Origin of the sequence: Halopseudomonas xinjiangensis (assembly GCF_900104945.1) — a bacterium.
Classification (GTDB): domain Bacteria; phylum Pseudomonadota; class Gammaproteobacteria; order Pseudomonadales; family Pseudomonadaceae; genus Halopseudomonas; species Halopseudomonas xinjiangensis.
This window is the reverse complement of the sequence record NZ_LT629736.1, coordinates 1800253-1821564: the sequence shown is the minus strand read 5'-3', so window position 1 is coordinate 1821564 and position 21312 is coordinate 1800253. Positions and strand designations below refer to the sequence as shown.

Genomic DNA, 21312 nt, shown 5'->3' with positions numbered 1-21312 from the left:
ATTTACGCTAACCCAGCTCATCTCGTTTCCAGTTCTTGTGGTCCAGCCAGGCAGGATCAAGTCGGTACTGGTCCACATCCAGGCTCTCTTCGAGCATCGCCTCCCTGTGCCTTTCCATCGCCTCGTTCATATCGTCCAATGCTTGGGTATTGCCGTCGAGCCTATGCATTTCAATCTGGCCGAGATGATAGAACCGCAGCAACTTCATTGCCTCAGGCGAACGACATTTCACGCCGGTTTCAACGTGGTGCATGATGTTGGTGATGCTCATCAGGCTGCGCTTGAGCCGCCAGCCATAGGCGGCGGAATCCATCCACGGCTGGGCCCAGAGGACATTGCGCACCAGCATGACAGCGACAACCAGTCCGAGGACCACACCGGCCAGATTCCAGCGGAAGTTGTCGCCCTCCGGGCTGCCGAACAACGCTACAGCGAGAGCGGAAAAAGACATCGCCAGCACGGCAAAGCTCACCGCCACAATCAACGTGCTCTTGCGCGTCTCCTGGCGGTACCGCTCAGGATCCATGTGGCGAATCGCAAACGCTTTCGTACTGTCCAAAAAATCTCACTCCTGTGTTTGGTGGCTGTGCAAAAAAGGCGGCAGATTTATTTATTCCGGATTCGCGGACGAAGCGGACATTCCCCCATTCTCTCAGTCCCACGCTGAGATGAAGCCCTCGGCCCGGAATTCCTGACCATTTGCGGCATCAAACTTCCCAGCAAAGGGTGCTCCATGAAAGCGCCCAAGCGCTGTGAGAGCATCGAAGGGGAAATCCGCTCCGAATGGCTTGGCAGATCTGGTCATCGTGATTCAGGGATTATTGCGTCCTGCGGACCTCTGGCACCAGCCTCGGCAGACGCCGAAGGAGCGAGATAGTCACGGAGGCCCTTGTTCGTGGCGAGGTCAAGGAAGAGGGGGCGCCGAACGAGAATGCCGCGGTTAAGGACGCTTACAGCGGCATACTTCCGCCGGAAGATCGCTTACGGCTTTCAATACAATGCAGCTCGGCAGGGTAACCTATGGCAGAAGTAACACACGCTCTCAGCGACGTTCTCGATCAACTCGAGAGCTCCATCCACGGCGAGAGCATAGCGGTAACAGAGGTGATCGAGAAGCTTGGAACGCACTCCTTTGCCTCGCTGATGCTCGTGTTCTCGCTCATCTCTACCTCTCCCGCGAGCGCCATACCCGGCATCACGACGGTCGTCGCGGTGGTCGTCTTCATTATGGTCGTGCAGATGATCGCAGGGCGCAACTGCCTCTGGTTGCCGGGCTTCATCACTCGCAGACGGATGTCCAGTGAGAAGCTCTGCAAGGGGATCGGCTGGCTGCGCAAGCCGGTGCATTTCGTCGAGCGATTTCTGAAGCCGCGTTTGACCTTTCTGTTCCATCGCCCATGGCTCTGGTTGCCGCTGATTCTGATCCTGTGTCTGACGCTGTTCATGCCGTTCATGGAGATCATCCCCACCTCGGGCTCCATTGCCTCGGCGGTGATCGCTCTGTTTGCCGCCGGTCTGCTGACGCGGGACGGTGCGCTGGTCATAGCCTCACTCGTGCTGTTGTCGGGTGTCCCGGTGGCCGTCTGGTATTTCGGTTTCGGCGGCTGACTCGTTGACTGATGCACGAAGACTGCGACTGCGGTCGCACTATCCGGAACGCTGAACCGCGAAGGAAAAGGGGAGAGATTTATTTTTTCGCGAGCGGCTGCGTTCGAGCACTGCCTCCACGAATTGACCCCTTGGGGAGCGGCAGCAATGTCATCGAACGGCTGCTTTTCTCGACAGCAGCCAGTTTCATCGCGGCGGCTCTCGACCCGAAGCGGACCTGGGGCATCGCCGCTAACGATACCCAAGGTAGCGCTGGTAGCCCCCTAATCGAGCGGTCGTGTCGGCAGAAGAGGGTTTCGCATGAGGTAGTAGTGCTACGCCGGGTCTGGCGAGGTCAACGGTTTGTCAGGCAATTCCCGTTCTGGCCATCCAGCTATGAGGGCCGCGACTGTGATCAACATGGCGCCAACCCATTCGGCGCTACTGATCGCACGATCACCTAGCCACGCCGAAGACAGCACCGCCGCTACCAACTCGCAAACGATCAATACCGCAGCGCGTCCGGCCTCGACATGAGTAAGTCCATATTGAACCAGCCCCAGCGCGAGGAGCCAGCCGAGCGACAACAGCGCAATTTGCCAGCTTATTTGTAGATCAATCGGCGGGATGGGCTGGGCGAACAGTATGCAGACAAATCCCGCCAGCATGGCGCTGCCGATATAGCATGCGAGCGTCTTGCTCGCCAGAGGGATTTGGTCGCCGGCACGGGTCGCCAGGTTGTTCAGAGCGAAACTCAGCCCAGCGCTGAGTCCTAACCAATCGGCCGCTTCCAGCGATGAAAAGGTATCAGCGTCAAGATCAAGCGTCAGGACTACCCCGAGCATTGCGAGCAGCAGTGCCATCAGGCGCAACGGGTTGAGACGTTCGCCCAGGATCAGCCAAGCCCCAAGCATTCCCCAGACAGGGGCGAGGTAGAACAGCAGCATCACACGCACCACGTCGCCTATCGCCAATGCCGTCACCAGAGCGGCCGCAGCCCATCCCCCACAGAAAGTGATGACCAGCAGGCTACCGCGCTGCGCACGCCACGCTCTGCGCTCCCACCAGAGCACGGGAATCGCCACCACAGCAAGCAACCCGTAAGTCACCACCACAAGCGGCATGCCTACCCAGCCTTGATCGGCGAAGTAATGCAGCGGTATCCAGCCCAGCCCCCATAGAGAGGCCCCTAGAACAAGCAGCAGCTGCGGCACGATGGTGCTCATATGACGGTGCCCCCGCCCGACCCTTCAACATCTTTGAGCTGGATAGCTAACGGGGCGGGAATTACATGATCAGTGGCGTTGGCGATGGGGCCGCCAGATGCAAACAGCTCGGTGCTCTGTGCCGATACAAACATTTGTAATCTCCAATCGATAGGCGTGACGACGGCGAGCTGCGTGCGGGGACGCAATTCTCCCGGGCTTTTATCCCGCCGTGTAACCTCGTCGGAGGTCGCCAACTCTCGGACCAGCCACTCGCCTACCTTGCGAGCCGGAACCCTAGTCAGCTATTTGCAGCAATGTATTTCTTCCTTGAACGCAGCTTCTCCACCAAAGCGCCTGCAATAACGGTGCCATGCCTTCCCGGCCCAGAGGCCGGTGAACTGGGCACACGAAGACGCCTCCGCCGGGGCGGGACCGTGCATGCGTAGGAGCGCACCTGGGCGCGAAGGGGGTTGTGGATCCTGCTTCGCGGCCGGGTCCGCTTCTACATCCTGGATGGCGCCGACGCTCGTTTTTGGTGCTCGATCAGGCACAAGTTTGGTGCGAAAACGTATTCCAACGGGAAACGCAGTATGTAAATCGCCACCAGATAGAACAGCGCAAGCAGTGCGACCGGCCATATACGGGCCTGAAAGCTCGTTGTTGATGTCTTGGTATGTGTATTGCTTTGTATATCTGTGCGCCAAGCCAACGCAAGATGCGTGGGCTGTTCCGGGACGACCCGGAAGACCGAAGTCATCCGACAGAGAGTCAGGCGCGCGTAGCATCTGGACGACCAGATGACATCCTGATCATTCAATCTGGAGGTTATTATGGCGTCGAGGCAACCCGGCACTTCAGCGCATACTGCGTTTACCCACCTACCGGTAGTCGATGTCTCCGGCCTGTTCTCACCTGAGCGGGAAACGCGCGAAGCAACCGCCAGGCAACTGGGCAAAGGAGCCGAGGAAGCAGGCTTTCTCTATATAACCGGTCACGGCGTCCCTCTTGCGCGGATCGAAAGGCTGCTGAACCGGACGCGCGAGTATTTCGCCCAGCCGCTGGACGAGAAGATGCGCCACTACATCGGGCGCTCGACAAATCACAGTGGATACGTGCCGGAAGGTGAGGAACAGTTCGATTCTGGGACCATCGACCATAAAGAGGCCTATGACATCGGCTTCGACTTTCTCTCGGAGGAAGGCAGGCGGCCAATGCTTGGGCCGAATCAGTGGGCGGATCTCCCAGGCTTCAGGGAAGATATCAAAGCCTATTACGATGCGGTGCTTGCCCTGAGCCAACAGCTGTTTCGCGGATTTGCGCTGGCGTTGGGTCTGCCTGAAGATGCGTTCACCAAGCACGTGACCACGCCGCCCAGCCAGCTGCGCCTTATTCACTATCCGTTCAATCCTGATGCTGCGGACCGGCCGGGTATCGGTGCGCATACCGACTACGAATGCTTCACCATCCTGCTGCCTACCGCGCCAGGCCTGGAAGTGCTCAACGGAGCCGGCGAATGGATCGACGTGCCGCTGATGAAAGACGCATTCGTCATCAACATTGGTGACATGCTCGAAGTGCTCAGCAACGGCCTATTCGTCGCCACCTCGCATCGTGTGCGCAAGGTGGCGGAAGAACGCTACTCCTTCCCGCTGTTCTGCGCCTGTGACTATGACACCGTTATCGCACCGGTCCCGGTTTTGCTGAGCGAGACCAACCCGGCTCGTTACGAACCTATCGTCTGCGGTGAGCATCTTTATGCCCAGACCGTTCAGACCTTCGGGTATCTCAAACGGAGGCTCGAAGCAGGCGAGCTGGCCTTGCCCGACGGCGCGAAAGCTCTTTCTTCTTTTGGACACCAGGCCGCAGGCAAGGCGGTGACGGCATGACGTTACAAGACTTGCTTGCCCACGCACAGCGCACGGAGACAGGCGTGCCGGACTGGATGCTTGGCTTCTTCAAGCGCAGGTCGATCAGCTTTGCCAATGGCGAAACCGACAGTTCCACTCACGTGTGCTGGTTCCAAAGCCGCAACTTCACTATCGATCTTCGTCTGCCCCTTGCCCAAAGCCAGCCGCCGCCCCGTACGTGGGGCGACTATTCGGCGGACGAGCTAGCCGTACTGGCGAACCATGAGGGGTGGGAGGCGCTGTCGGAGTGGGACGGCGAGAAACTGCGCTGGCACAGCGATACCTCCTTGCAATTACATAACCGCTGGCCTGAACCTGCGCTGCTCCAGCGCATCGGCAACTGCATGATTGAGTTCGCACCCACTGGAGCCTACGTAGAGGACTGGCGGCTCCAGCCCTCCCGACCGGGCCCGCTCATTGGACTGCGACTGATCGACGAACGGGATGTGAAGACCGGCGAGCTTCGCCACTCCGGCGGCGGGCTGATTGTCTGCGGCGATTACGCAGCGCTGGTCCTTGGCCGAGCAGAAGAGCTGACCGGCACCTCGCTGCGTGAAGAAGTAGCGAAGGCCACGGGGGATGCGCAGCGGCTCGACAGACTGTTCAATTTCGAAACCTCGGTCGCCTCCGGTTCAATACAGGACGGCTATCGGATTTCGCTTTCCACCAATGCTGCGCGGATCGGAGAGGCGCTGCTTCCGCTCGATGGTTTTGAATATTTGTCAGACCAGCGACAGGTGGTCCAACGGCTGGTGGTTGATGGTATTCGCTGCGAGCGGCGTTTTGTCATCGATACGATCGAGCCTCAGCTGGGCTATGAACAGGCCACTGGCTTCACTCCACAAGCCCAAGCCTGGTACGCATCCGAGTCTCCAACGCTGACCCGCTATACCGAGCCACATTTCTGAACCAAAACAGAACCGTCTATTGATCCTTGAGGTAATTGAGCATGTTCAAACAATCAATCAAGAAAGCCCTATGTGTCGTCGCGACCGGCCTGTTCATTGCAACGGGCGCGTCCGCCCAGGAAAAGCAGAGTTTCAAGATGGCTTGGTCAATCTACGCCGGCTGGATGCCCTGGGCCTATGCCGTTGATCATGGAATCGTCGACAAGTGGGCAGACAAATACGGTATCGACATCGAAGTCGTGCAGTTCAATGACTATATCGAGTCGATCAACCAGTTCACCGTGGGTGAATTCGATGCCGGCGCCATGACCAATATGGATGCGTTGACCATTCCGGCCGCAGGCGGTGTCGATACGACCGCCCTGATACTGGGGGACTATTCCAACGGCAACGACGGGATCCTGCTGAAGGATGCAACCAGCATGGAAGATATTCGCGGGCGAAGCGTCAACCTGGTCGAGCTTTCCGTGTCTCATTACTTCCTCGCGCGAGCGCTGGAAGAGCACGGCATGTCCGAACGCGATATCAAGGTGATCAACACCTCCGATGCCGACGCAGTTGCTTCGTTCACGACCCCGGGCGTGACCGCAGCCGCCGTCTGGAACCCGCAGTTGAGCATGATCAAGCAACAATACCCGGATGCTGTACAGGTGTTTGATTCAAGCCAGATCCCTGGCGAGATCATCGACATGGTGGCAGTGCATACCGAAGTGTTGAAGGCGAATCCGGACTTTGGCAAGGCGCTGGTCGGTGCCTGGTTCGAAACCCTGGAGATCATGTCTGGCGACGGCGAAGAGGCCAGGAAGGCTCGCACATTCATGGCCGAGCGCGCTGGCACCGATCTAGCAAGCTTCGATGCGCAGCTCGCCGAAACCATGCTGTTCTACACGCCCGCCGACGCCCATGCGTTCGCGACGGATGACGCCTTGCGCAACACCATGGACCGGGTGCGCTTGTTCTCCTTCGACAAGGGGCTGCTGGGCAACGGCGCGCCAAGCGCTGATGTAATCGGCATGCAATTCGCAGACGGCGCTACCCTCGGCAGCGCCAATAACATCAAGCTGCGCTTCGACCCCAGCTTCGTCCGCATGGCGATGGAAGACAAACTCTAGCCACCTCGGGTCCGGCGCTACATGCTGCATCCGCTCCGGATCTGTAGGCAGGCCGTTTGGCCTGCCTACGCCAAGGCTGAGTCAGCTCTGTTTCGCAGCCGATCCGAGTGGACTGGGTAGTCGATTTCTTCACCGCCCTCGAGCACAGTAATCTGGACGTTTGGCGCGGATATTCTGCGCAACGAGTCTCGGTTCCCCAATGACCGTCTGGCATGGGTATGGGTTGCTGGAGGTGCAGCCGGCATGCGCTGCAACGGTAGAGCTTCAAGACATCTGTAATTGATCCGCAGATTGCACGTCTCATCGTCACGCATAGGCGAACTGGTGACTCCCTTCGCTGCGTTTGTAACCCGCGTCCTAGGCAAACCTTGTCCCAACTCAGCCGCTCGAACCGCACCTCGGCTAACTCCCCTCAACCTGTTTTAGCTTCGTAAAAGGCTATCCTTCTGGTAGCACCTGTACCCACCGAGGTATGAAAGCGTCATGAAAATCATCATCGCCCCCGATTCATTCAAGGACAGCCTGAGCGCGTCAGAAGCCGCCGATGCTATCGAATTGGGCTTGAGAGAAGTCTTTCCTGACGCTGACCTGATCAAGTGTCCGATGGCTGACGGCGGGGAGGGCACGGTGGACGCGATTCTTTCTGCTGTGCCGGGTGAGCTGCGTATCGCCCGAGTCACGGGTCCCGTGGGTGAGATGGTCCAGGCTTGCTGGGGCTGGTTGCCCGAGTCGCGGACCGCGATCATCGAGATGGCCGAGGCCAGCGGGTTGCAACGGGTGCCTATGGATCATCGGGATGCTTGCGTCAGCACCACACGAGGCACCGGCGAGCTGATCCGTGAGGCGCTCGATGCAGGCGCCAGCTCTGTTGTTCTCACCCTGGGCGGTAGCGCGACGAACGATGGTGGTGCCGGTATGTTGGAGGCGCTAGGCGTGCGCTTTCTCGACGTCAGCCATCGCCCGCTCCCACCCGGAGGGCTTGCCTTGGCGGCGTTGCATTCCATCGAGCTTGATGATCTGGATCCGCGCCTGACCGGGGTGGACTTCCAGCTGGCGGCTGACGTCGACAACCCGCTGTGCGGCCCGCAGGGCGCGTCCTTCACTTTCGGCCGGCAGAAAGTGGCGACCACTGACCAGTTGGTAGCGCTGGACCAGGCATTGAACCGGTTTGCAGACTGTTGCGAGTCGATCCTCGGCGAACGTCATCGGGACTTTGCAGGCAGCGGTGCGGCTGGCGGCCTCGGCTTCGCTGCCCGCGCATTCTTGCGGGCGACATTCCGGCCTGGCGTCGAAGTGGTGGCGGAGATGACTCAGCTGGCATCGCATTTGAAAGGCGCGGATCTGGTGATCACCGGGGAAGGGCGGCTCGACGCGCAAACCCTGCGGGGCAAGACGCCACTGGGGGTAGGGCGCCTGGCCTGCGAGCACGATGTATCGGTGATCGTTCTGGCTGGGACTTTAGGAGAGGGCTACGAGGAGCTTTACTCGCACGGCATCGCTGCAGCATTTGCTCTCACGCCGGGGCCGATGACGCTTGAAGAAGCCTGTAGGCAGGCGCCAGATTTGTTGCGCGAGCGGGCGCGCGACGTAGGGCGACTTCTAAAGATGGCCGGTCGATTCGATCCAGCGGCAAGCGTGTTCGAGTCGTTGTAAGGCCGGACGCCGCCCCTGACACAACAACGTAGGTGGCGACCGCGCTGCCGAGCGAACTGCAAGGGGACGACGACCCGCATGCCGATCCCGCTCAGCGGGATGGCGTGAGAAAAGCGGCTTTGGCGGCGACATCAACCGAAGGGCACCCATGCGGATGCCCCGTTTGTCAGCCCTAGAGCGTTAGAAGGAGAAGCGCGCCCCGACAGTCAGGTTGCGCCCCGGCAGCAATACTTCGTCCTTGATAAAAGAGGTGTGCTCGCGCGCCTTTTCGTTCAGCAGGTTGTTCGCCTTGAGATACAGCAGATAGTTGGTGTCGCTGAAATAGCTGCTGTAGCTCAGCCCGGCGCTGAGCATGTTGTAGCCTTCTGTCTCGCTTTCGAACGACGCAATGCGATCCTGCTGGCGTACACGATAGAACTGCAGCGATCCATCGATAGTAGGCGTGAAGCGCTGATTCAGCCGAACGCCCAACCGATCGGCCGGAATGCGCGGCAGATCTTCGCCGCTGCTTCGCAGTTCGCCCCGAACGTGATCGCCGAAAACGGTTACTGCTGTGCTGCCGGTTGCCTCGAAGCGCACCTCACCCTCGATACCGGTGAATACTGCGTCGCGCTGACGATATTCGATCTCGCGCAGGTCGCCGCCAATGTCCCGGCCGGTATCAGCTGCGTAGATGAAATCGTCGATAGCGTTGCGGAACAGGCTGACAGTGAACGTGGCCGGACCTGCCAGCTTGCTTAGGGTCAGCTCGGCATTGTACGACGTCTCTTCGTCGAGCTCGGGATTGCCCAGTTCCACTGTGCTGGTCGCCGCGTGCGGGCCATTGGCGTAGAGCTCTTCGGCGGTTGGGAGGCGCTGGGAGCGTGAAAGTGCCAGGCCCAGCGAGTAGTTGGGTCTGAAGGTCCAGATGGCTCCAGCGGAGGCGGACGTCCCCTGGTGGCGGGCATTGTTGGTGCCATCAGCGTCGATGTGCTGCCATTCCTGGCGCAATCCGACTTCATAACGCCATGCGCCAGCCTCGAACTCCTCCAGCAGAAATAGGCCGTGGTTGCGCGTAAGCGTATGAGGGACGTAGGCCTCTTCGCCGGTGGTCTCGAAGTCGCGGCGTAGCGTCTGGGCGCCGATAACTCCCCGCCAGCCGAACGCGGGTCTGTGGGTGAATTCAACACGGGCATCGGTGGCGTCGTTCTTGAAGCGGGTGCCTACCACGCCACCTTCGATCTCATCGTGTTCGTACTGGCTGTGACCGACTCGCGCACGCACCGACTCGAACCCGGGCATAGGATCGCTGGCCTGTGCGCGAAGGTCCCAGCGCTTGCGCTTCATATCGACGTAGGGCACCGCCTCGTGCTCATGTTCGTGCTCATCATCATGGCCGGCGTGCTCGTCGTGATCCTCCTCCTCTTCGTGTTCACCGTGTTCCTCGTGTTCGCTGCAATGCCAGTCACGCGGACCGTGCGTATGGCAGTCAGCATGTTCATGAAACGGCAGGCCATAGCGGCGGTTCTGTTCGCCGTAGGCGAGACCGACGAAACCGCGTTCGCCTATGAAACTGCCGCCGAGGGTGAACGAATCGGTGTCGTTGTATGAGCCTGTTTGTTCATCAGCCGACCCCGGGATTTCGTAGTCGTCAGTCTTGCGTTTACTGCCCTCTGCCCTGATGGCGAAGTTACCGGACCCGGCGGTGATGCCGAATGCGCCTGCGCGCTCATTGGCTACGCTGTTGCCGCGCACCTCAAGGTCGGCCTCGTACCCGTTTTCGGGAACATAGGTCGGAACCTTCCGGTCCATCACGTTGATCACTCCACCGATGGCTCCGCCCCCATACAGGAGTGCGGCGGGACCCTTGAGTACTTCGATGCGTTCGGCAAGGAGAGGCTCGCTGGTCACTGCATGGTCGGGGCTAACGGTGGATGCATCGAGCACATCCACCCCATCGCTAAGCACTTTCACGCGGGCACCATCGAGGCCGCGTATCACAGGCCGGCCCGCACCGGCACCGAAACTGCTCGAACGCAGCCCCGGCAAATGATCAAGGGTCTCGCCGAGCGTCGCTTCGCGCGTCAGCACCAGGTCCGTTCCATTGATGACTTGGGCGGGTACCACCATGTCCTGACTTGACCGCGCTAGAGCACTAGCGCTGACGGTGACGGGTTCGAGTTCGACGGTTTCTGCGCTAGCGCCAGTCGAAAGCAGAGCGAGACTAATGCCAAGGGCTAGGGGGGTTGGTTTGAGCTTCACGGTGATTCTCCATACGTGTGACAACAGCCTTCCGAGGCGTTGGAAGAGTCAAGCGGGCTTGCCAGTGCGGCCCGGCGGGGAGATTACAATACGTTATACTATAACGCAATTTCGCTTTCGTTCCTCGGCGAGGCGCCGCGATCAACGCTAATGCCGCTCCGGAACGGCAACGCCGTACGCGAGCGACTGTTTTGGCCGATTGGGGCTCTTAGCGAGAAGGGGTAGTAACTGAAGCCGCATAGCCCTGATTGAGCCTTGGTATTGCCAGGCTCGGCTGGATAATTCGGGTCGGTGTTCCGTCTGGCAGAAAGGCAGAACAAGGTTGCCATGCGGTGCTGTCACATTTCGCCAACATTCGCGGGTTTGCGTAGTGAAGTGTCGACTCTACACTCCGCTCTCAATCAAAAGGCATAGGGGAACGGATACTCTGTGAGCGAGGAAACTACAATGTCGGGCTTTTCATTCTTCGATATGCGGGAGCTCAAAGCGCGAGCCGAGACGTGCGCCGAAACACACCCCACATTGACGCACGCGCAGCGGTTGAGCCTGGTCGCGCGGCGTGACTTCGGACTTCCATGCTTCGTTGAAGCCAGGCGGTTGCGAGAGCAGGACATCATGCAGCACGTCGAGTCAGACGGTGACGTGGGGAAGTGCAGCTTTTGTCATTTCACGTTTCGTTTGCGCGAAGAGCGTGCATGGCACGTGACGCGCCATGAACGGTTGGAAGAGGCTCTTCATTACCTGCACCATATGCCTTTGGTTGGCGAACAACTGAAACGGTTGATGGATAGCTCGTGGAGCCAGGCGCAGGACGCTCCCACCTTGGAAGGTCGCGTCGCTGGATATTTGGGAGTCTTTCGCGCTTGGTATGACCGGTCCATCTTCGGTTCGATGTGCGACGGTACGTGGCGTGAGCATCCTGACTTTCCCATGTACGTCTCCATGATCATTACTGCAACAGATGTGCCTCACGACGTTCTGGACCGGCTCGCGTCTCTTTACGGTCGGCGTCCGGGTAGCCTTCGTTGGGGGGAATCACGCTGGCAAGAAGTGGGTTAAGTCCGGAAGCTGCTTGCATCGATGCTTCGGCTCCGCTGGGTTGCCCGTCACGCCGCAACGCTGCATTCAACGCGGCCAGGCGAAACGTCGCGGATCTCTGGAAAGCTGATGAAGTCGCCGCAACGTCGATCCTCGCCCGGACCCATGTCGCTTGCAGAGGCGTGCAGCCAGGCACCGCGGTGGTTACACGAGCGCGAGGGACGTTGCGAGGCTCTTGAGCTTGAGCAGCCATTTGAAGGCAAGGGCGGTTGTCTTCGAGTAAAGCTGGCTTGCATTCAGCGGCAACGTAACCGGAGCCAGCTCGGATCTGGCTCCAGTTACCGGGAACGAGCCACCCCCTCAGCGTCTGGTCCAGACGGCGTCGCTTGGCTTGTCATGCTTAGCCATCCGCAACAGATGATCCACCACCACGCGTTCCAGCGATTCCAGCGATTCCTGGTCAGGGGCGTGGATTTCCATGCTGATTCCGTCTGGCAGCGCCTGGAGCACGCAGTGCTTGCTGTCGCCGAAGTCGATGCGGCCTTCGTCAGCAGTCAATGTCACATCGAAACGATGGCTCCAGTGTTTGCACAGCCTGGAAATATACGCGCTGCCGTGTAGCGTCTGAACAGTGGCGTTTGATTGGGGCATGATCTTTTCCTATTTGGCGCATCCATACGGTTGGTTTAGGCAGGCGGCTTGTATCCTCTGCTTACGATGCACGCCGCAGGTCCCGCAATGGCCTGAGTCCGGCAGCAGATAGGCCAGACAACAGCCTCGCCGCTGGGGGATGGCGGTTTGTTGTTCGCCGAAAGTCACGGGAATCCAGTCAACGAACGCATTGGCGTCATTCCGGAAAGCTTCCAACCAGCGTTGCGCAAGACGGCATGTAGGGCCTGGCTGGGCCAGATTCCATACCGCGGCGAACGGAGCTCCGAGGGCCAGGCCGACGCTGCTCCAGTAGCTGCCGGGGCTGACACCGAGGCCGCGCCTGAAAAATGGATACCAGTCGCTGGTCAGCTCGCTCATGCACGCAATGAAGTCCTGTTCGTCCACGTCGGTCTGTCCCGTTTCCATGAACCAGTGCAATTGCGTCTGCCCGTCGTGTTGAGTTCGAACGACAAAGATCTGGCTGGCGGTGGGCAGTGCGACGTGGCCATCCCGAAACAGCTTCAACGCGAGCGGAGCGATCAGGCTCAGCGCCAGATCCTGATGAATGACCGAATGATAGGCCCGTTGGAGTTTCGCAGTGCACGCGCCTGGATAATTCTGGCGTACCTGGGCTGCCAGCAGATCGGGCGTTTCCACGCACTCGGCGAGCGAAAACAGCTTGCTCGGACCGTCGTACGGATGCTGAGCGGCCAAGGCCTGAGACAGGATCAGCTCGGGGTCGAGCCCATCCTGCTCCAGGTGCTGCCAGTAATGGCCGCGCCATGAATCGACTGAAGCAAGCGCACCCAGGCCGCTGCGGTTCATGCGTATCCCGTTTGCACTTTCCATTGCGAACTGTAGGCGCCGCCTTTTTCCACCAACGCGGCATGATTGCCCCGTTCGACGATCTGACCGTTTTCGATCACCAGAATCGAGTCGGCATCGACAATGGTGGACAGGCGGTGCGCGATGACGATGACGGTGCGATTGTGACCGATGCGTTTGAGCGAACGCTGAATGGCAGCTTCGGTTTCGTTATCGACGGCGCTTGTGGCTTCGTCCAGAACGAGGATCGGCGAGTTTTTCAACAGTGCGCGAGCCAGCGACAGCCGCTGCCGTTGTCCACCGGACAGGCGCGCTCCGCGTTCACCCACGAGCGTTTCCAGGCCTTGCGGCAACGCCTCTATGAATGACCATGCCTCGGCCGTCTTCGCCGCCTCGATGATGTCGCTATCGGTGGCATCCGGCCGGCCGTAGACCAGGTTTTCCCTCACCGTACCTTCAAACAGGTACACGTCCTGACTGACCAGCCCGATGCAGCTGCGAAGCGACTCCAGGCTGACCTCGCGAGTGGATTGCCCATCGATGAGGATGTCGCCCTGGGTGGGCTCGTAAAAGCGCAGGAGCAGTTTGATCAGTGTCGACTTTCCGGACCCCGTGGCTCCGACTAGCGCGACGGTGTCGCCCGCTGTGACGCTGAAGTCGACGTTCTGTACGCCCGCCGTGCCGCCTGGGTAGCTGAAGCTCACATTGCGAAACGCCACGTCACCGCGCACAGGCTCGAGCAAGCTGGTGTCGCTTTCATCGTGGGCGTGCACGGGTTCTTCGAGCAGGTTCAGAATCCGTCGCGTACTGGCCATGGCTCGTTCGAACAGGTCGATCAACGCCGCCAGTCCTGTCATGGGCCAGAGCAGCCGCTGGGTAAGGAATACCAGCACGCCGTACGCGCCCACGTTCAGGCTGCCTTCCAGGGCCATGAGACCACCAACGGTGAAGGTGGCCAGAAAGCCTGCAAGCACGGCCATCCGAATCACCGGAATGAAAGCGGAGCTGATGCGAATGGCTTTGCGGTTGGCTTCCAGGTAGGCCTCGCTGCTTGCCTTAAGTCGCTCGGCCTCGCGCCGTTCAGCGGTGAAGCTCTTGATGGTGGCGATGCCGCCCAGATTATTGGTCAGGCGAGTGGACAGGTCGCCCACTTTGTCACGCACATCGGCATACAAAGGGCCGGCTTTGCGCTGGAAATAGAAGGTGCCCCAGATGATCAGCGGAATAGGGGAGAAGGCCAGCAGGGCAATGAGCGGGGAGATGAAGAAGAACACGGCACCCACTGCGATCACGGTGACGACCAGCTGAACCACGGCGTTGGCACCGCCGTCGAGGAAGCGTTCCAGCTGGTTCACGTCATCGTTCATGGTGGCGACCAGCTGCCCTGAGCTTTGCGCTTCGAAGAAGCTCATATCCAGGCGCTGTGCGTGCTCGTACGTGTCTTGCCGCAATTCGGACTGCAGACGCTGGGCGAGATTTCGCCAGAGCACCTGGTATAGATACTCGAACAGCGACTCACCAGCCCAGATGAAGAAGGTCAGCACAGCCAGAACAGCGATCTGTTCCTGCGCCGTCTCGAAGCCGAGCCTGGCGACGAAACTTTGCTCCTGATTGACGACGACGTCTATCGCCACGCCGATCAATATCTCGGGAGCGATATCGAACAGCTTGTTGATCAGCGAACACAGGCTGGCGGTGATGATCTGGCGGCGGTAGCCCCGCGCATAGCGTAGCAAGCGGCCAAGTGCCGCGAAGCTGCTGGTGTGGGTGTGTTGGGTCATCCTTTACTCTTGGCTGGATTCGAGTGGGGTTACGGAAGAGATGCAAAGGTTAGCGGGTTGGTGATAAAGTTTAAAGCGAATTATTATCATCCGCACTCGCAAGCCCGAACCTAATCCTGATTCGAGAAGGTAGTCATGGCCCGTATCTCCACTGTTTCGCTGCTGCTGTGTACCTTGTTGATGTTTCCAGGCGTCGGGTGGACGCAGCAGCCCGCGTTTCCCGTGACCATTGATCATGCATTTGGTACGACGACCGTAACGGAGAAGCCGGAGCGGGTGGCGACCGTCGCATGGGCGAATCATGAGGTTCCGCTGGCGCTGGGTGTGGTGCCGGTCGGCTTTGCGGCAGCGGGATTTGGTGACGACGATGGCGACGGTCTGCTGCCCTGGGTGCGTGCCAGGCTGGATGAACTGGATGCGGCAGTTCCGGTGCTGTTCGATGAAGGCGACGGCATCGATTTCGAGGCGGTGGCGGCCACCCGGCCAGATGTCATTCTCGCCGCGTACTCGGGTCTCACTCAGGCAGATTACAAAACGCTCAGCATGATCGCGCCGGTGGTCGCGTACCCCGACTCGCCCTGGTCGACCGGTTGGCGCGAAATGATCCGCATCAACAGTGCGGCGCTGGGTATGGAAGAGGAGGGCAAGGCGCTCATCAGCCGCCTTGAAGCGCAGATCAATGAAGCGGTAGCCGGCTATCCCGAACTCGAGGGCAAGTCAGCGATGTTCATCACGCACCTGGACCCCACTGATCTGAGCATCCTGCCTTTCTACTCCGCGAACGACACCCGGGTCAGCTTTTTCGATGACCTCGGCATGCGGTCGCCCGAAAGCGTGAGGCGACTCACCGGTGAAGGGCAGTATTCTGGCGCGGTCAGCGTCGAACGGATTGACCTGTTCGATGATGTCGACATTTTCGTGACCTATGGCGAAAAGCAGCTGCTTGGTTCGCTGCAGTCCAACCCGTTGCTGTCGCGAATGCGAGCGATCGAAAGCGGCTCCGTCGTTCTGTTGGGCCATGGACCGTTTGCCACCGCGGCCAATCCGACGCCTCTATCCATTCCCTGGGTGCTTGACGATTATGTCGCAGCGTTAGCCGACGCTGCCCGCAGGGCAGAATGACAGCGCTGGCGAATACCTCTGCACCGGCTACCGCTCCGGCGCAGAGCCATGTCCTCAAATCGCTGAGCCTGCTGGCGCTGATCGTGCTCTTGCTAGCGCTTTGCGTGCTTTCGGTCGCCGTGGGGACCCGCGAGGTCCCGTGGCCGGAAATTGTCGCTGCGTTGCAAGGCCGGGTAGATACGGTGGGTGAAGCGGCCGTGGCGATGCGTATTCCCCGGACCCTTCTGGCAGTGATAGCCGGCGGCGCCCTGGGCCTGGCTGGCGCGATCATGCAGGGCGTGACCCGCAACCCATTGGCTGATCCCGGCCTTCTCGGGGTCAATATGGGAGCGTCTCTGGCGGTGGTCATCGGGCTCGCCTGGTTCGGCATGAGCATGGCCTATGCCTATGTCTGGACCGCGATCCTCGGGGCAGGGGTCACGGCCACCTTCGTTTACATCATCGGCTCGTTGGGCCGGGGCGGCGCTACGCCCCTGAAGCTGGCGCTGGCCGGTGCGGCCACCTCTGTGGCGCTTTCCTGTTTCACCATCGCCGTGGTGCTGCCTCGCAACGACATAGCCGGCGGCGTCCGGTCGTGGCAGATCGGCGGGATAGGCGGCGCCACCTACGAAACCCTGCAACTGGTTGGTCCGTTCCTTCTTGTTGGGTTCGTGATCAGCCTGCTGTCTGCCCGCAAGCTGAATATGCTGGCGCTGGGCGATGATCTGGCCGCCGGGCTTGGCGAGAAAGTCGCGTGGGCGCGCGGCTCCGCAGGGGCGGGCGCCATTCTGCTATGTGGTGCGACCACCGCAGCCTGTGGTCCGATCGGATTCGTTGGTCTCGTGGTGCCGCACCTGTGCCGCTTGTTGGTCGGTGTCGATCATCGCTGGCTGTTGCCATTCTCGGCGCTCAGCGGGGCGAGCCTGCTGCTGCTGGCGGATGTGTTCGGGCGCATCGTGGCAAGACCCAGTGAACTGGCGGTGGGTGTGGTCACGGCGTTCATCGGCGCGCCTTTCTTCATCTGGATCGTTCGTCGGCAGAAGGTGCGAGAGCTATGAGCGCCGGGCCGATCAGCATCGGCGATTCGGTAAGGCAAGGTCGACAGCGACGTGCCCGGGCCTGGATGGGCGTTCTGGCAGCGCTGGCTCTGATCGTGGTCGTAGGCGTGACCTTGACGCTGGCACTCGGGCAGTCGTTTACGCCATTGCCGGACGTGCTGCGGGTATTGATGGGCGAGAACGTACCGGGCGTCAGCTTCACGGTTGGGCAGCTGCGACTGCCCAGGGCGATGCTTGCGGTGTTGGTAGGGCTCAGCTTCGGTCTTGGTGGGGTGGCATTCCAGATTATGCTGCGTAATTCTCTGGCCAGTCCGGACATCATCGGGGTCAGTTCCGGTGCAAGCGCTGCAGCGGTGTTTGCCATCGTTGTGCTTCAGCTCGATGGCGTTGCCGTCTCGGCTTTCTCGGTCGTGGCAGGACTCGGTGTGGCCCTGTTGATCTATGGATTGTCGTACAGCAACGGTGTGGCCGGCACGCGCCTGATTCTGATTGGTATCGGGACGTCGGCGATGATCGAAAGCTTCATCGCCTATACCCTGGCTCAGGCGCCGGCGTGGGATCTGCAGGAGGCGATGCGTTGGCTGACTGGCAGCCTCAACGCTGCGCAGCTGGACCAGGCATGGCCCGTCGCCGCCTCGCTGGTGCTGTTTGGGGGTGTGCTGCTCATCCGGGGAAGAGACCTGGACGCGCTGCGTATGGGGGATGACACGGCCGCCGCGCTTGGCGTACAGGTCGGGTCGACCCGAGTCACGGTGATCGTCTGCGCCGTCTGCCTGATCGCCATCGCAACGGCGGTCACCGGTCCGATTGCCTTTGTCGCCTTTCTCTCCGGCCCCATTGCGGCGCGTATCGTCGGGCCCAACGGGTCGATCCTGATTCCTTCCGCTTTGATCGGAGCTTGCCTGGTGCTGGTCGGTGACTATATCGGTCAGTTCCTGCTGCCCAGTCGCTATCCGGTGGGTGTGGTCACGGGCGCTTTGGGTGCTCCCTACCTCATCTACCTGATCATTCGAGTGAATCGCAAAGGAGGGTCGTTATGACCGCTGCGCATCGCCTGGTTGTCGAAAAGCTGTCCGCCGGATACGGCGAGCGAACCATTCTCGACGAGCTGGATCTGGTCATCGAGCCAGGCCGTATCACCTCGATTGTCGGGGCCAACGCCTGCGGCAAATCGACTCTGTTGCGTACGATCTCGCGGTTGCTGTCCCCCAGCAAAGGGCAGGTGCTGCTGGATGGCAAGTCAGTGCATCGCAGTCCCACTCGAGAGCTTGCCCGGACGCTTGGCCTGCTGCCGCAGTCACCGTTGGCACCGGATGGCATCACTGTGGCCGATCTGGTCAGCCGCGGACGTCACCCCCATCACGGTCTGATGTCTCGCTGGACTCGCGAGGATGACGAGGCAGTCGCCCAGGCGTTGGAAGTGACCAAGACAACGAATCTGGCTGATAGGGAAGTGGACGAACTGTCGGGCGGGCAGCGGCAACGCGTCTGGATTGCCATGGCATTAGCGCAGGGAACGGATCTGCTGCTTCTGGACGAGCCCACCACCTTTCTCGATGTGAGTCATCAAGTCGAAGTACTCGATCTGCTTACCGACCTCAACCGAAGCCGCGGCACAACCATCGTGATGGTATTGCACGACCTCAACCTGGCCGCCCGATACTCGGACCAACTGGTCGCCATGCAGTCGGGTCGCTTATTCGCTCATGGCAAACCGGAAGAGGTCCTGAGGGAAGAAGTCATCTTCTCCGTCTTCGGCTTGCGCAGCCTGGTCATTGCCGACCCGATCTCCGGCAAGCCGATGATGTTGCCTATTGGCCGGCATCGTCTGGCAGGGGAGTAATCCGTACCGCACTCGAGCGGAGCATCTCCGGGTTTTGATACGAGGTTTATCGTAATGCGAACAATTCGCGTTATTGACTGCGTTGCCGTTCGTCGCGCAGAATGTATCCACCCTGGTGAAGGACCCTCGCTCGAGGACGCTGGGCTGCTGTTAAGCCATTGAGGATACGGAAATGAGACAGAACGAATCGGTGCCTGGCCGGGCACGGACATGCCGTCAACGTAGTGCGAGCCAGGCGCTCGTCAGTTGCTTTCCCCTGATCGTCGTTTCAATGAGTGGTTATGCTCAGACGGTGGATGCCGACGGAGGCCAGAACGATGTGTTTCGCCTCTCGCCCGTCATCGTGAATGCGCAGGCCTACACGGATGACGACTCGAATTCGGTTGTGGCCCAGGAGTTGTGGGTCGGGGGCAAGGTAGCCACCAGCATTCTCGACACCCCCGCTTCGGTTTCTGTCATCACGGAGAAGGAAATCGAGCAGCGCAACGCCAAGACCACCGAGGAAGTCCTGCAATACACGCCGGGCGTGATCACCGATTACTACAGCACGGATGACCGCAACGATTACTTCCAGATCCGCGGGTTTCAGGCGACGACCTACCGTGACGGCCTGACACTTGGCTCGATGCGCGGTGTTCGCGAAGAGCCTTTCGCTTACGAGCGAGTCGAGGTTCTGCGCGGCGCCAACTCGACGCTTTTTGGCCCGGCCGATCCGGGCGGCTCGGTGAACTTCGTCAGCAAGCAACCGAAGTTCGAGCGCTTTGGGCAGGGCTTCCTGAGCTACGGCTCGCATGAGCGCAAGGAAGCCGGCATCGATATCGGCGACTCGCTGAACACGGAGGAGACGCTGGCCTATCGTCTGACCGGAAAGATCCAGGACAGCGAGCGCGAGTACGACTACTCCGAGGATGACGATGCACTCGTGATGGGCGGCCTCACCTGGGCGCCAACCGCGTATACATCCGCCACGCTGATTGCGGATTATCTCAATCGTGACTCCACCCCCAACAGTGGCGGGTATCCGCTGGACAGGGAATACGACCGCAGCGATTTTTATGGCGAACCCGGCTTCAACTACCATGACGTCGAGCGCAGCAGCATTACCGGCCTGTTCACCCATGACTTCGCCAACGGCTTCGTATTGCGCAGCAATCTGCGCTACAGCGACCTGACCGACGACTTCGGGTACGTGTATCTGTCGGATTCGGCTACCCGGACAGGCACCGTAGTCAATCGCGATTATTTTGGTACCAACAGCGAAGCCCAGGAGCTCATCGGCAATGTTATCGGTCAGTACAACGCTCGCTTCGACGGCATCGACAGCAGCACGCTGGTCGGGATCGAGTATCGCGACGCATCGACCGAAGACAGCTCCTTTTATGGCAACGCCACACCCATCGATATCGCTGCGCCGCAATACAGCGGCGCACCAACCGATCTGACGCCCTATAGCCGTAATAAGCAGGACTACACCACCCGCTCGGTATTTCTGACGCAGAACCTGGCTTTCTATGACCGGTTCATCGTCACCGCCGGCGTACGTAACGATAATATGGATCTGTCCAGTGAGGACATTACCAACGTCCGGGATTCCGACGACTTCTCGGAAACGTCCTATCGTGGCGCCCTGACGTATCGAATCAATGATGAAATCTCGACGTACGTCAGCATGGTGGAGTCAGTCGCTCCGCCGGCTATCGGTGTGAACCCTGAGCGGGGCGAACAATACGAAGTCGGGATCAAGTATTCGCCGGTCAATATGAATGCGCTGTTCTCGGCTGCGGTATATGACCTGAGCAAGAATGACGTCACCATCGCTGTCGTGCAGGACAACGGCACCATCGAACGGCAAACCATAGGCGAGTCGCGCGTGCAGGGCCTGGACCTAGAGGCGAGGGCAGAACTGACCGAGACTATCAGCCTGTCCGGTGGCTACTCCTATATGGAGTCGGAAGTGGTACGCGGAACCTTGCGCAGCGGTTTGTCCATCGAGGGGAACCAGTTCACTGCCGCACCGAAGCACTCCGCATCGCTCTGGACTTACTACGCGCCGCCGGCAACATCGATGAGCTTTGGCCTGGGCGCTCGGTATACCGGCTCGTATTACTTCGATGCGGCCAACACTGCCGAAAGCGAATCGGCGACCCTCTTTGACGCGGCGTTCAGCTATGAAATCGTCAAGGGCACCGATGTAGCGGTAAACGTCAAGAACCTGCTCGATGAGCAGCATGTAGTAGGGTCTGGCACTGCCGATTACTACAACCCCGGTCGGGAGATCGAGGCGACGCTTAGCTACCGCTGGTAAGCAATGCGCTCTGCGCCATCTTCTGTCAACGCAGGTCTACGCACGGCAAAAGGAAGGCCGACATTCGCATGTCGGCCTTCCTGGTTTTTACTGC

The 21312-nt window shown here is 59.9% G+C and carries 17 protein-coding genes and 1 riboswitch; of the genes, 11 read left to right on the top strand and 6 right to left on the bottom strand.

What is annotated here, in order from left to right; genetic code table 11:
* Positions 1-7: 7 nt before the first annotated feature.
* Entirely contained in the window at positions 8-526 is a 519-nt protein-coding gene (locus tag BLT85_RS08315; RefSeq protein WP_093397544.1) for a DUF3087 family protein, read from the bottom strand.
* A 494-nt stretch (positions 527-1020) separates the two neighbouring features.
* On the opposite strand from BLT85_RS08315, the gene BLT85_RS08310 reads away from it, so the two are divergent.
* A complete protein-coding gene (locus BLT85_RS08310; protein ID WP_093393098.1) occupies positions 1021-1608 on the top strand; it encodes an exopolysaccharide biosynthesis protein in 588 nt (195 codons plus the stop codon).
* Between the two features lie 314 nt (positions 1609-1922).
* Here the strand turns inward: BLT85_RS08310 and BLT85_RS08305 are convergent, their stop codons facing one another.
* On the bottom strand, positions 1923-2813 hold the full coding sequence (locus BLT85_RS08305) for a DMT family transporter (RefSeq protein WP_093393090.1): 891 nt from the start codon (positions 2811-2813) through the stop codon (positions 1923-1925).
* A 188-nt stretch (positions 2814-3001) separates the two neighbouring features.
* Positions 3002-3104: riboswitch (guanidine-I (ykkC/yxkD leader) on the bottom strand.
* Between the two features lie 521 nt (positions 3105-3625).
* Between BLT85_RS08305 and BLT85_RS08300 the strand changes: the two genes are divergently transcribed.
* From BLT85_RS08300 to BLT85_RS08285, 4 genes are all read left to right on the top strand, one after another.
* A complete protein-coding gene (locus tag BLT85_RS08300) occupies positions 3626-4681 on the top strand; it encodes an isopenicillin N synthase family dioxygenase (protein ID WP_093393087.1) in 1056 nt (351 codons plus the stop codon).
* On the top strand, positions 4678-5610 hold the full coding sequence (locus BLT85_RS08295; RefSeq protein ID WP_093393084.1) for a hypothetical protein: 933 nt from the start codon (positions 4678-4680) through the stop codon (positions 5608-5610). Before BLT85_RS08300 ends, BLT85_RS08295 begins: the two co-directional genes overlap by 4 nt.
* A 41-nt stretch (positions 5611-5651) precedes the next feature.
* Entirely contained in the window at positions 5652-6722 is a 1071-nt protein-coding gene (locus tag BLT85_RS08290; RefSeq protein ID WP_093393081.1) for a putative urea ABC transporter substrate-binding protein, read from the top strand.
* Positions 6723-7205: 483 nt separating this feature from the next.
* Positions 7206-8375: a glycerate kinase gene (locus BLT85_RS08285; RefSeq protein WP_093393078.1), complete on the top strand. Its 1170-nt coding sequence runs from the start codon at positions 7206-7208 to the stop codon at positions 8373-8375.
* A 180-nt stretch (positions 8376-8555) separates the two neighbouring features.
* Here BLT85_RS08285 and BLT85_RS08280 read toward each other — a convergent pair whose 3' ends face one another.
* Positions 8556-10616, bottom strand: a complete 2061-nt coding sequence (locus tag BLT85_RS08280; RefSeq protein ID WP_093393075.1) for a TonB-dependent receptor — start codon at positions 10614-10616, stop codon at positions 8556-8558.
* Between the two features lie 429 nt (positions 10617-11045).
* On the opposite strand from BLT85_RS08280, the gene BLT85_RS08275 reads away from it, so the two are divergent.
* Entirely contained in the window at positions 11046-11675 is a 630-nt protein-coding gene (locus BLT85_RS08275; protein WP_157718150.1) for a hypothetical protein, read from the top strand.
* Between the two features lie 339 nt (positions 11676-12014).
* Here the strand turns inward: BLT85_RS08275 and BLT85_RS08270 are convergent, their stop codons facing one another.
* From BLT85_RS08270 to BLT85_RS08260, 3 genes are read right to left on the bottom strand one after another with little or no spacing between them, the layout of a single operon-like run.
* On the bottom strand, positions 12015-12305 hold the full coding sequence (locus BLT85_RS08270) for a DUF2218 domain-containing protein (RefSeq protein ID WP_093393069.1): 291 nt from the start codon (positions 12303-12305) through the stop codon (positions 12015-12017).
* Positions 12306-12314: 9 nt separating this feature from the next.
* Entirely contained in the window at positions 12315-13130 is an 816-nt protein-coding gene (locus tag BLT85_RS08265) for a (2Fe-2S)-binding protein (RefSeq protein ID WP_093393066.1), read from the bottom strand.
* Positions 13127-14911, bottom strand: coding sequence for an ABC transporter ATP-binding protein (locus tag BLT85_RS08260; RefSeq protein WP_093393063.1), 1785 nt, complete (start codon positions 14909-14911; stop codon positions 13127-13129). The genes BLT85_RS08265 and BLT85_RS08260 overlap by 4 nt, the downstream gene beginning before the upstream one ends.
* A 135-nt stretch (positions 14912-15046) precedes the next feature.
* On the opposite strand from BLT85_RS08260, the gene BLT85_RS08255 reads away from it, so the two are divergent.
* From BLT85_RS08255 to BLT85_RS08235, 5 genes are all read left to right on the top strand, one after another.
* The gene (locus BLT85_RS08255; protein ID WP_093393060.1) at positions 15047-16033 is read left to right on the top strand and encodes an iron-siderophore ABC transporter substrate-binding protein; all 987 of its coding nucleotides are present in this window, start codon (positions 15047-15049) and stop codon (positions 16031-16033) included.
* On the top strand, positions 16030-17070 hold the full coding sequence (locus BLT85_RS08250; RefSeq protein WP_093393058.1) for a FecCD family ABC transporter permease: 1041 nt from the start codon (positions 16030-16032) through the stop codon (positions 17068-17070). The genes BLT85_RS08255 and BLT85_RS08250 overlap by 4 nt, the downstream gene beginning before the upstream one ends.
* Complete coding sequence (locus BLT85_RS08245) at positions 17067-18110, top strand: FecCD family ABC transporter permease (protein WP_093393055.1); 1044 nt, start codon at positions 17067-17069, stop codon at positions 18108-18110. The genes BLT85_RS08250 and BLT85_RS08245 overlap by 4 nt, the downstream gene beginning before the upstream one ends.
* The gene (locus BLT85_RS08240) at positions 18107-18913 is read left to right on the top strand and encodes an ABC transporter ATP-binding protein (RefSeq protein ID WP_093393052.1); all 807 of its coding nucleotides are present in this window, start codon (positions 18107-18109) and stop codon (positions 18911-18913) included. The genes BLT85_RS08245 and BLT85_RS08240 overlap by 4 nt, the downstream gene beginning before the upstream one ends.
* Before the next feature lie 271 nt (positions 18914-19184).
* Entirely contained in the window at positions 19185-21218 is a 2034-nt protein-coding gene (locus tag BLT85_RS08235; protein ID WP_231701588.1) for a TonB-dependent siderophore receptor, read from the top strand.
* Positions 21219-21312 lie beyond the last annotated feature (94 nt).

What these genes read in the sequence shown, in the direction of transcription:
- BLT85_RS08315 (WP_093397544.1), bottom strand. Translation starts at nt 526, where the DNA reads ATGGATCCTGAGCGGTACCGCCAGGAGACGCGCAAGAGCACGTTGATT.
- BLT85_RS08310 (WP_093393098.1), top strand. Translation starts at nt 1,021, where the DNA reads ATGGCAGAAGTAACACACGCTCTCAGCGACGTTCTCGATCAACTCGAG.
- BLT85_RS08305 (WP_093393090.1), bottom strand. Translation starts at nt 2,813, where the DNA reads ATGAGCACCATCGTGCCGCAGCTGCTGCTTGTTCTAGGGGCCTCTCTA.
- BLT85_RS08300 (WP_093393087.1), top strand. Translation starts at nt 3,626, where the DNA reads ATGGCGTCGAGGCAACCCGGCACTTCAGCGCATACTGCGTTTACCCAC.
- BLT85_RS08295 (WP_093393084.1), top strand. Translation starts at nt 4,678, where the DNA reads ATGACGTTACAAGACTTGCTTGCCCACGCACAGCGCACGGAGACAGGC.
- BLT85_RS08290 (WP_093393081.1), top strand. Translation starts at nt 5,652, where the DNA reads ATGTTCAAACAATCAATCAAGAAAGCCCTATGTGTCGTCGCGACCGGC.
- BLT85_RS08285 (WP_093393078.1), top strand. Translation starts at nt 7,206, where the DNA reads ATGAAAATCATCATCGCCCCCGATTCATTCAAGGACAGCCTGAGCGCG.
- BLT85_RS08270 (WP_093393069.1), bottom strand. Translation starts at nt 12,305, where the DNA reads ATGCCCCAATCAAACGCCACTGTTCAGACGCTACACGGCAGCGCGTAT.
- BLT85_RS08265 (WP_093393066.1), bottom strand. Translation starts at nt 13,130, where the DNA reads ATGAACCGCAGCGGCCTGGGTGCGCTTGCTTCAGTCGATTCATGGCGC.
- BLT85_RS08260 (WP_093393063.1), bottom strand. Translation starts at nt 14,911, where the DNA reads ATGACCCAACACACCCACACCAGCAGCTTCGCGGCACTTGGCCGCTTG.
- BLT85_RS08255 (WP_093393060.1), top strand. Translation starts at nt 15,047, where the DNA reads ATGGCCCGTATCTCCACTGTTTCGCTGCTGCTGTGTACCTTGTTGATG.
- BLT85_RS08250 (WP_093393058.1), top strand. Translation starts at nt 16,030, where the DNA reads ATGACAGCGCTGGCGAATACCTCTGCACCGGCTACCGCTCCGGCGCAG.
- BLT85_RS08245 (WP_093393055.1), top strand. Translation starts at nt 17,067, where the DNA reads ATGAGCGCCGGGCCGATCAGCATCGGCGATTCGGTAAGGCAAGGTCGA.
- BLT85_RS08240 (WP_093393052.1), top strand. Translation starts at nt 18,107, where the DNA reads ATGACCGCTGCGCATCGCCTGGTTGTCGAAAAGCTGTCCGCCGGATAC.
- BLT85_RS08235 (WP_231701588.1), top strand. Translation starts at nt 19,185, where the DNA reads ATGAGTGGTTATGCTCAGACGGTGGATGCCGACGGAGGCCAGAACGAT.